This is a genomic window from Serratia sp. 506_PEND, assembly GCF_001076875.1.
Classification (GTDB): domain Bacteria; phylum Pseudomonadota; class Gammaproteobacteria; order Enterobacterales; family Enterobacteriaceae; genus Serratia; species Serratia marcescens.
In genome coordinates, this window is sequence record NZ_JVEL01000420.1 from 1 (window position 1) to 10,258 (window position 10,258).

Annotated in this window: 5 protein-coding genes and 3 pseudogenes (1 of these 8 cut by a window edge); 6 read left to right on the forward strand and 2 right to left on the reverse strand. The window is 61.7% G+C overall.

What is annotated here, in order from left to right; all coding sequences use genetic code 11:
* A pseudogene (locus ADK28_RS32745) lies at positions 1–190 on the forward strand (hypothetical protein); the annotation flags it as partial.
* A gap of 36 nt (positions 191–226) precedes the next feature.
* Here the strand turns inward: ADK28_RS32745 and orn are convergent.
* Positions 227–772: an oligoribonuclease gene (gene orn, locus ADK28_RS15715; protein WP_004929689.1), complete on the reverse strand. Its 546-nt coding sequence runs from the start codon at positions 770–772 to the stop codon at positions 227–229.
* Between the two features lie 245 nt (positions 773–1,017).
* Here orn and rsgA point away from each other — a divergent pair.
* The 3 genes and pseudogenes from rsgA (at position 1,018) to mscM (ending at position 6,391) form a co-directional block, all read left to right on the forward strand.
* Positions 1,018–2,060 (forward strand): annotated as a pseudogene (gene rsgA / locus ADK28_RS15720) (small ribosomal subunit biogenesis GTPase RsgA).
* Between the two features lie 76 nt (positions 2,061–2,136).
* Positions 2,137–3,030 (forward strand): archaetidylserine decarboxylase, encoded by an 894-nt coding sequence (gene asd, locus ADK28_RS15725; protein ID WP_048796063.1) that lies wholly within the window; start codon positions 2,137–2,139, stop codon positions 3,028–3,030.
* Positions 3,031–3,043: 13 nt separating this feature from the next.
* Positions 3,044–6,391, forward strand: coding sequence for a miniconductance mechanosensitive channel MscM (mscM, locus tag ADK28_RS15730; RefSeq protein WP_048796057.1), 3,348 nt, complete (start codon positions 3,044–3,046; stop codon positions 6,389–6,391).
* A gap of 68 nt (positions 6,392–6,459) precedes the next feature.
* Here the strand turns inward: mscM and epmA are convergent, their stop codons facing one another.
* Complete coding sequence (gene epmA, locus ADK28_RS15735; RefSeq protein WP_028127564.1) at positions 6,460–7,437, reverse strand: elongation factor P--(R)-beta-lysine ligase; 978 nt, start codon at positions 7,435–7,437, stop codon at positions 6,460–6,462.
* A 385-nt stretch (positions 7,438–7,822) separates the two neighbouring features.
* Between epmA and frdA the strand changes: the two genes are divergently transcribed.
* Positions 7,823–9,619, forward strand: coding sequence for a fumarate reductase (quinol) flavoprotein subunit (frdA, locus tag ADK28_RS15740; protein WP_028127563.1), 1,797 nt, complete (start codon positions 7,823–7,825; stop codon positions 9,617–9,619).
* Positions 9,612–10,258, forward strand: a pseudogene (locus ADK28_RS15745) (succinate dehydrogenase/fumarate reductase iron-sulfur subunit); it runs 83 nt beyond the window's last position. The gene frdA and the pseudogene ADK28_RS15745 overlap by 8 nt, the downstream one beginning before the upstream one ends.

A 10,258-nucleotide genomic window follows, 5' to 3' on the forward strand; every position in this document is an offset into this window, starting at 1 on the left:
CAAGGTCGTGCTCTACCAACTGAGCTATTCCCGCCCGGCGTATCGATGGTGGAACGTTACGAAATTCTTCATCGGTACGGGGTGCGCATTATACGAGAAATCCTTTTTGCCGCAAGCCCCTGAAAGCAAAAAAACGCGATTTTTGTTTGATTGCCGATTAAAGCGCCAGATTGGCGAATTAAGCGGCTAAAAACGACGTTTTTTCCCCGCAGGGGCCGCCATCGCCTTAAAGCTGAATGAAATGTTCGCGGTAATAAGCCAGTTCGGCCACCGATTCGCGGATGTCATCCAGCGCCTGATGGGTGCCCTGCTTCTTAAAGCCGCCGAGAATTTCCGGCTTCCAACGGCGCGCCAGTTCCTTCAGCGTGCTGACGTCCAGATAGCGGTAATGGAAGTAGGCCTCCAGCTCGGGCATATAGCGGAACAGGAAACGGCGATCCTGGCCCACGCTGTTGCCGCAAATCGGCGATTTGCCGGCCGGCACCCATTGCTGCAGGAAGGCGATGGTTTCCAGCTCGGCGGCGCGATCGTCCTGGCGGCTGGCTTTCACCCGCTCCACCAGCCCGCTGCCGGTATGGGTGCGCACGTTCCACTCGTCCATCAAGGCCAGCTGCTCGTCGGATTGGTGCACGGCGATCACCGGCCCTTCCGCCAGGATGTTCAGATTGGCGTCGGTGACCAGCGTGGCGATCTCGATAATGCGGTCACGCTCGGGATCCAGCCCGGTCATCTCCAAATCGATCCAAATCAGGTTATTTTCGTTTCCTGTCATGATGTTTCCTGCCTAAAAGCCGAGAGAAAAACGCTGTGCGGACGAAACGACGGGCGCCGCCGGTGGCAACGCGCCGCAGCCGGCGGCTAACAACGGTTATTTAATATAAAATAGCGTGTATCATAGTCTTTTTGGTCGCCTTGGGCGACATATACCCTGACGGGTTCAAGGCTGCGCCCGGGGCTAGTCCCTCGCCGCAGCTGTGCGTATACGTAAAGGTATAAAACCGATTCAAGTGAGGCGCAGTGAGTAAGAACAAACTGTCCAAAGGTCAGCAACGCCGCGTGCAGGCGAACCATCAGCGCCGTCTGAAGCGCGCCGATAACAAACCGGAACCGGATGATTCCCAGCTGGGCGAGCCGCAGGAAGGCGTCGTCATCAGCCGTTTCGGCATGCACGCCGACGTTGAGGCGCCGGATGGCACTCAGCACCGCTGCAACATCCGCCGCACGCTGCGTTCGCTGGTCACCGGCGATCGCGTGGTGTGGCGCCCCGGCCTGGGCGCCCATGAAGGGGTGAAGGGCATTGTGGAAGCGGTGCACGAGCGCACCTCGGTGCTGACGCGCCCGGACTTCTACGACGGCGTGAAGCCGATCGCCGCCAATATCAATCAGATCGTCATCGTGTCGGCGATCCTGCCCGAGCTGTCGCTGAACNCCGCTATCTGGTGGCCTGCGAAACGCTCGAAGTCGAGCCGCTGATCGTGCTCAACAAAATTGACCTGCTGGACGCCGAAGCGCGCAAGCTGGTCGACGGCATGATGGATATCTATCGCAAGATTGGCTACCGGGTGCTGGAAGTCTCCAGCCAGACGCGGGAAGGCATGGCGGAATTCGAACAGGCGCTGGCCGGGCGCATCAGCATCTTCGCCGGCCAGTCGGGGGTAGGAAAATCCAGCCTGCTGAACGCGCTGTTGCCGCCGTCTGAAGAGCAAATTCTGGTAAATCAGGTTTCCGACGTATCGGGCCTCGGGCAACATACCACCACCGCCGCGCGGCTGTACCACTTCCAGCATGGCGGCGACGTGATCGACTCCCCCGGAGTGCGCGAGTTTGGCCTGTGGCACCTGGAGCCGGAACAAATCACCCGCGGCTTTGTCGAATTCCGTGATTATTTAGGCGGTTGCAAATTCCGCGACTGCCGCCACGATACCGATCCCGGCTGCGCCATCCGCGCGGCGATGGAGAAAGGCGACATCGCGGAAGAGCGTTTCGACAATTACCACCGCATTCTGGAAAGCATGGCGCAGGTGAAGGTTCGCAAGAACTTCACGGACGCCGCAGACTGACACTGACGGGCGGGCATTGACGACGGCGGCGCCCTCGTTACAATGCGCGCCCTTTACCCTGATTCACGAGGTTAACGTGCTGGATAGCATCAAGATTAAACTGCAATATTGGCTGCCGAAGCTGGCGCTGACCCGCCTGGCGGGCTGGGGCGCCGACAAACGGGCCGGCTGGCTGACCCAACTGGTGGTCAAAACCTTCGCCCGCTACTACCGCGTGGACATGCAGGAAGCGCAAAACCCGGACCTGGCGTCTTACGCCACCTTCAACGATTTCTTCGTGCGCCCGCTGCGCGATGGCGCGCGCCCGATCATCGCCGACGCCAACTGGCTGGCGCTGCCCGCCGATGGCGCCATCAGCCAGCTCGGCCCGATCCGCGAGGACCAAATCTTCCAGGCCAAAGGCCACCACTACAGCCTCGAAGCGCTGCTGGCCGGCAACTATCTGTTGGCCGAGCCGTTCCGCAACGGCCTGTTCGCCACCACCTATCTGGCGCCGCGCGACTATCACCGCGTACACATGCCGTGCGCCGGCGTGCTGCGCGAAATGATCTATGTGCCGGGCGATCTGTTCTCGGTCAACCCGCTCACCGCCGCCAACGTGCCTAATCTGTTCGCGCGCAACGAGCGCGTGATCTGCGTATTCGACACCGACATTGGGCCGATGGTGCAAATCCTGGTCGGCGCCACCATCGTCGGCAGCATCGAAACCGTCTGGGCCGGCACCGTCACGCCGCCGCGCGAAGGCATCATCAAGCGCTGGACCTACCCGACCGCCGGCGAAGAAGGCGCCATCGCGCTGGAAAAAGGCGCCGAGATGGGCCGTTTCAAACTCGGCTCCACGGTGATCAACCTGTTTACCGCAGGCAGCGTGCAGTTTGCGCCGCAGCTGCATAACGGCACCGTCACCCGCATGGGTGAAGCCTTCGCCGAAATCCCGGCCGCCGCTGAAACGCCACAGACCCCGCTCTAAAGGAATCGACGCCGTGCGCCTTTTCATCACGCTTTTGCTCGGTTGCCTGCTGTGGCAACCGGCGCTGGCCGCCCCCGTGCCGACCGAGACCCAGCTCAAACAGGAGCTGAAGCAGGCGGAAAGCAGCAAAAACGCGCCGAATCAGGCGGAAACCACCGAGGCGCTGCAAAGCGCCCTCAACTGGCTGACGGAGCGCAAAGAGTCGCAGACTCGCTCCGAGCAGTATCAGAGGGTGATCGACGATTTTCCGAAGATGACGCAGGAGCTGCGCCGTCAGCTGGTGCTGGAAAGCAACAAGATCCTGCCTAACGGCGACGATCTGCCGGCCGCCGAGCTGGAACAGCAGATCCTGCAAACCAGCAGCCTGCTGCTGGAACAGGCGCGCCTGCTGCAGCAAGAACAGGATCGCACGCGGGAGATCAGCGATTCGCTCGGCCAGCTGCCGCAGCAGCAGACCGACGCCCGCCGTGCGCTGACGGAAGTGCAGCGCCGCCTGCAGGCGCAGCCCGCCAACCCGACCACGCCGTATGCGCAGGCCGCCCTGGCCCTGCTGCAGGCCGAAGCCGCGGCGCGCAAAGCCAAAGTGGACGAGCTGGAGCTGGCGCAGCTGTCGGCCAACAACCGTCAGGAGCTGGCGCGCATGCGCGCCGAGGTCTATAAAAAGCGCCACGAGAAAATAGACGTTCAGCTGCAGGCGCTGCGCAATAACCTCAACGCCCAACGCCAACGCGAAGCGGAGCTGGCGCTGGAAAAAACCGAGCAGTTAGCCGAGCAGAACGGCGATTTGCCAAAAAGCATCAGCCAGCAGCTGCAGATCAACCGCGAACTGTCCGCCGCGCTGAACAGCCAGGCGCAGCGCATGGATCTGATTTCGTCGCAGCAGCGGCAGGCGGCGGCGCAGACGCTGCAGGTGCGCCAGGCGCTGAGCACCATCATCGAACAGGCCCAATGGCTCGGCTCGTCGTCGGCGCTGGGGGAAACCCTGCGCGCCCAGGTGGCGACACTGCCGGAAATGCCCAAGCCGCAACAGCTGGACGGCGACATGGCCCAGCTGCGCGTGCAGCGCCTGCAGTTTGAAAACCAGCTGGAAAAACTGTCGCAGCGCGAATTCAAGCGCGACGACGGCAGCGCGCTGACCAACCAGGAGCAGCGCATCGTCGATGCCCAGCTGCGCACCCAGCGCGAACTGCTCAACTCGTTGCTGTCCGGTTGCGACACCCAAATCCTCGAGCTGACCAAGCTGAAGGTGGCCAACACCCAGCTGATCGAAGCGTTGAACGAGATCCGCGACGCCACCCACCGCTATCTGTTCTGGGTGCCGGACGTTAATCCGATCAACTTTTCCTACCCGCTCAACGTGGCGCACGATCTGACCCGCGTCCTGTCGCTGGACACGCTGTCGCAGCTCGGCGGCGCCTTCATGATGATGGTGACCAGCCGCGAAACGCTGATCCCGATCTTCGGCGCCCTGCTGCTGGTGATTTTCAGCATCAGTTCGCGCAAGCACTATCACGCCTTCCTCGAGCGCGCCAGCAGCCGCGTCGGCAAGGTGACGCAGGACGAATTCTTCCTGACGGTGCGCACCGTATTCTGGTCGATTCTGGTGGCGATGCCGCTGCCGGTGCTGTGGGCCGCGCTCGGTTATGGCCTGCAGAGCGCCTGGAACTACCCGGTGGCGGAAGCGATCGGCAAAGGGGTGACCGCCACGCTGCCGATCCTGTGGATCTGCATGATCTGCGCCGCCTTCGCCCACCCTCAGGGGCTGTTCATCGTGCACTTCCGCTGGCCGGCGAAGCAGGTTTCGCGCGCCATGCGCTACTACAAGATGTCGATCTGGCTGATCGTGCCGCTGATCATGGCGCTGATCACCTTCGATAGCCTGAAAGAACGCGAGTTCGCCAACACCCTGGGGCGGCTGTGCTTTATCCTGCTGTGTCTGGCGCTGGCGCTGGTCACCCACAGCCTGAAACGCGCCGGCATTCCGCTGTATCTGGATAAAAACGGCTCCGGCGACAACATGCTCAACAGCGCCTTCTGGGGGCTGTTGCTGTCGGCGCCGCTGCTGGCGGCGCTGGCGTCGACCGTCGGTTACCTCACCACCGCGCAGGCGCTGTTGGCGCGCCTGGAAACCTCGGTAGCGATCTGGTTCCTGCTGCTGGTCATCTACCACATCATCCGCCGCTGGATGCTGATCCAACGGCGGCGCATCGCTTTCGATCGCGCCAAACAGCGCCGCGCCGACATCCTGGCCCAGCGCGCCCGCGGCGAAGACGAAACCTCGCACACCCCGAACAGCACCGAAGGCGCCATCGATCCGGACGATTCGGACTTCGATCTGGACACCATCAGCGCCCAGTCGCTGCGGCTGGTGCGATCGATCCTGACGCTGATCGCGCTGGTGTCAGTGATCGTGCTGTGGTCCGAGATCCACTCCGCGTTCGCCTTCCTGGAAAACATTTCGCTGTGGGACGTGACTTCGACGGTCAACGGCGTGGAGACCGCCCATCCGATCACCCTCGGCGCGGTGCTGATCGCCATTCTGGTGCTGATCATCACCATGCAGCTGGTGCGCAACCTGCCGGCGCTGCTGGAGCTGGCGGTGCTGCAGCACCTGGATCTGTCGCCGGGCACCGGCTACGCCATCACCACCATCACCAAGTACTTGCTGCTGCTGTTCGGCGCGGTGCTCAGCTTCGCCTGGATCGGCATCGAATGGTCAAAACTGCAGTGGGTGGTTACCGCGCTCAGTCTGGGGTTGGGCTTCGGCATGCAGGAGATCTTCTCCAACTTCATCTCCGGCCTGATCATCCTGTTCGAGAAACCGATCCGCATCGGCGACACCGTGACGATCCGCAACCTGACCGGCACCGTCACCAAGATCAACACCCGCGCCACCACCATTTCGGACTGGGATCGCAAAGAGATCATCGTGCCGAACAAAGCGTTCATCACCGAACAGTTCGTCAACTGGTCGCTGTCGGATACCCTAACCCGCGTGGTGCTGACCGTACCGGCGCCGGGCGAAGCCAACAGCGAAGAAGTGACCAAGATCCTGATGAACGCCGCCGAGCGCTGCTCGCTGGTGCTGGATAACCCGGCGCCGGAGGTTTACCTGGTCGATCTGCAGCAGGGCATCCAGATCTTCGAGATGCGTATTTACGCCGCCGAGATGGGCCACCGCATGCCGCTGCGCCATGAGATCCACCAGCTGATCCTGGCGGGTTATCGCGAGCACGGCATCACGCTGCCGTACCCGCCGTTCCAGGTGCGCACCGAGACGCTGTCGCGGTTGACCAACAACGGCCGCACGCCTCCGTCTACGCCGGCGCCGAACACCAAGCGCGACGCCGGGGGGCTGTAAGCGTTTCTCGCAATAAAAAAAGGGCCGGCAAATGCCGACCCTTTTTGCTTTTCTCACCGCCTGAAACGTCAGGCGATCCCGACCGGGAAGGCTAAGACTTCGCTCAGGCTCTCGGCGCCCAACGCCAGCATCACCAGACGATCCACGCCCAGCGCCACGCCGGAACATTCCGGCATGCCATGCTGCAATGCCGCCAACAGGCGGTAGTCGATCGGTTGCTGCGGCAGGCCGCGCTCCGCGCGTTTGCGGTTGTCCTGCTCGAAGCGCTGCTGTTGTTCACGGCCGTCGGTCAGCTCGCGGAAACCGTTCGCCAGCTCAATGCCCTTGAAATACACCTCGAAGCGCTCCGCCACGCGGTGGTCTTCGGTGCTGATCTCCGCCAACGCTGCCTGGCTGGCCGGGAAGTGGTAAACGAACGCCGGCTTTTCACGGCCGATATGCGGTTCCACGCCCACGGTGAACAGCAGCTGCAGCAGCGTATCGCGATCTTCTTCGGTATCGGCGATGTTGCTCAGATCGAGTTTGGCCGCCGCTTCACGCAGTTGCGCCTTCTCCGCCGACAGCGGATCGATGTCCAGATGGCGCAGGAACGCCTGCTGATAGGACAGGGTCTCCGCGCTCTCGCAGTCCAGCACCTGTTGCAGCAGATCGTCCACCTCATTCATCAGGCGGTACATGTCGTAGTGCGGACGGTACCACTCCAGCATGGTGAATTCCGGGTTGTGATGCCGCCCGGCTTCTTCATTGCGGAAGCTGCGCCCCATTTGGTAGATCGGGCCGCTGCCCGCCGCCAGCAGGCGCTTCATGTGATATTCCGGGCTGGTCATCATGTATAGCGTCAGGCCCTCTGCCGCCCCCGGCCCGACGAAACGCGTCTCGAACGGGAACAGGTGAACGTCGGTGACCGTCGCCTGGCTCATGGTGGGCGTCTCAACTTCCAGCACGCCACGATCGGCGAAGAAACGCCGGATCTCAGCCAGAATCGCTGCGCGTTTCAACAAATTGGCGATGGGTGCACTAGGCTGCCAGCTTGCCGTTTCGCTCATGGTAATTAACTCCGAAATCAAACAGGGGATGCAGTCTACTCGCATCCTTGCAGCCAAACAAATTCTTCACGATGCACAACCGGCCAGAACGCCAATTTCCGACAAATGGGCGGCAAAAGCGCGTTAAAAAGGGTAAAGCACGCCGAACACGCGAAAAGGCAGGCAAGCCTGTTGGGCAAGCGTTAATCGACAAAACAATCGATCACATCAAATTTCGACTACTTAACTTTAGGTATAGTTAATTCCCCATTATTGGTGGGAGATATCTATCCTTAACCTTTAAGCAACATTAATCGGTTCAATTAGTTAGCACCCGAAGAGTTCGCTAAATTTTAAGCATAGATATTTAACTTGCCGTTCTTAACAAGAACATTGGAGGAATGCAGTGCAAACCTTTAACGCCGATCTTGCCATTATTGGGGCCGGGGGCGCTGGTTTACGTGCAGCAATAGCCGCAGCGGAAGCCAATCCCCAACTGAAAATCGCGCTGATCTCTAAGGTCTACCCGATGCGCAGCCACACGGTTGCCGCCGAGGGAGGCTCCGCCGCCGTCACTCAGGATCACGATACCTTCGACTACCACTTCCACGACACCGTCGCCGGCGGCGACTGGCTGTGCGAGCAGGACGTGGTCGATCACTTCGTGCATCAGTGCCCGCGCGAGATGACCCAGCTCGAGCAGTGGGGCTGCCCGTGGAGCCGCAAACCGGACGGCTCAGTCAACGTGCGGCGCTTCGGCGGCATGAAGATCGAACGCACCTGGTTCGCCGCCGACAAGACCGGCTTCCACATGCTGCACACCCTGTTCCAGACCTCGCTGAAATACCCGCAAATTCAACGCTTCGACGAGCACTTCGTGCTGGATATCCTGGTGGATGACGGCCAGGCGCGCGGCCTGGTGGCGCTCAACATGATGGAAGGCACCCGCGTGCAGATCCGCGCCAACGCGGTGGTGATGGCCACCGGCGGCGCCGGGCGCGTTTACCGCTACAATACCAACGGCGGCATTGTGACCGGGGATGGCATGGGCATGGCGTTCCACCACGGCGTACCGCTGCGCGACATGGAGTTCGTGCAGTATCACCCGACCGGCCTGCCCGGTTCCGGCATCCTGATGACCGAGGGCTGCCGCGGCGAAGGCGGCATCCTGGTGAACAAGGATGGCTACCGCTACCTGCAAGACTACGGCATGGGCCCGGAAACCCCGCTGGGCGAACCGAAGAACAAATACATGGAGCTGGGCCCGCGCGACAAGGTGTCGCAGGCTTTCTGGCACGAATGGCGCGCAGGCCGCACCATCGCCACCCCGCGCGGCGACGTGGTTTACCTCGATCTGCGCCACCTGGGCGAGAAAAAGCTGCTGGAGCGGCTGCCGTTCATCTGCGAACTGGCCAAGGCCTACGTCGGCGTCGATCCGGTGAAAGATCCGATCCCGGTGCGCCCTACCGCGCACTACACCATGGGCGGCATTGAAACCGACCAGAACTGTGAAACCCGCATCAAGGGGCTGTTCGCGGTCGGCGAGTGCTCCTCCGTCGGCCTGCACGGCGCCAACCGCCTCGGCTCCAACTCGCTGGCGGAACTGGTGGTGTTCGGCCGCGTCGCCGGTGAGCACGCGGCGCGCCGCGCGCTGGAAACCGCGCCGGCCAACGGCAGCGCGCTGGATGCGCAAACCCGCGACGTCGAAACCCGCCTGAGCAACCTGATGAAGCAGGAAGGCAACGAAAACTGGGCGAAGATCCGCGACGAAATGGGGCTGTCGATGGAAGAAGGCTGCGGCATCTACCGCACGCCGGAGCTGATGCAAAAAACCATCGATAAGCTGGCCGAGCTGAAAGAGCGCTTCAAACGCGTCAAAATCACCGACAACTCCAGCGTGTTCAATACCGATCTGCTGTACACCATCGAGCTGGGCTACGGCCTGGACGTCGCCGAATGTATGGCGCACTCCGCGTTTAACCGCAAAGAGTCGCGCGGCGCCCATCAGCGCCTGGACGAAGGCTGCACCGAGCGTGACGACGTCAACTTCCTCAAGCATACGCTGGCGTTCCATAACCCGCAGGGCGCGCCGCGTCTCGAATACAGCGACGTGAAAATCACCAAGCTGCCGCCGGCCAAACGCGTCTACGGCGCAGAAGCCGAAGCGCAGGAGAAAAAGAATAAGGAGCAGGCAAATGGCTGAGATGCAAACCCTGAAGATCGACGTCATGCGCTATAACCCGGAAAGCGACGCCGAACCGCATTTCGTCACTTACGCCGTGCCTTACGACGAACAGACCTCGCTGCTCGATGCGCTGGGCTATATCAAGGATAACCTGGCGCCGGATCTCTCCTACCGCTGGTCTTGCCGCATGGCGATCTGCGGCTCCTGCGGCATGATGGTCAACCGCGTGCCGAAGTTGGCGTGCAAAACCTTCCTGCGCGACTACGTCGGCGGCATGAAGGTCGAAGCGCTGGGCAACTTCCCGATCGAGCGCGATCTGGTGGTCGACATGACCCACTTCATCGAAAGCCTGGAGGCGATCAAACCGTACATCATCGGCAACGATCGCAAACCGGAGGATGGCCCGAACGTGCAGACCCCGGCGCAGATGGCCAAGTACCACCAGTTCTCCGGCTGCATCAACTGCGGCCTGTGCTACGCGGCGTGCCCGCAGTTCGGCCTCAACCCCGAGTTTATCGGCCCGGCGGCGATCACGCTGGCGCACCGCTATAACCTGGACAACCGCGACCACGGCAAGAAACAGCGTATGCCGCAGCTCAACGGCCAAAACGGCGTCTGGAGCTGCACCTTCGTCGGCTATTGCTCCGAAGTCTGTCC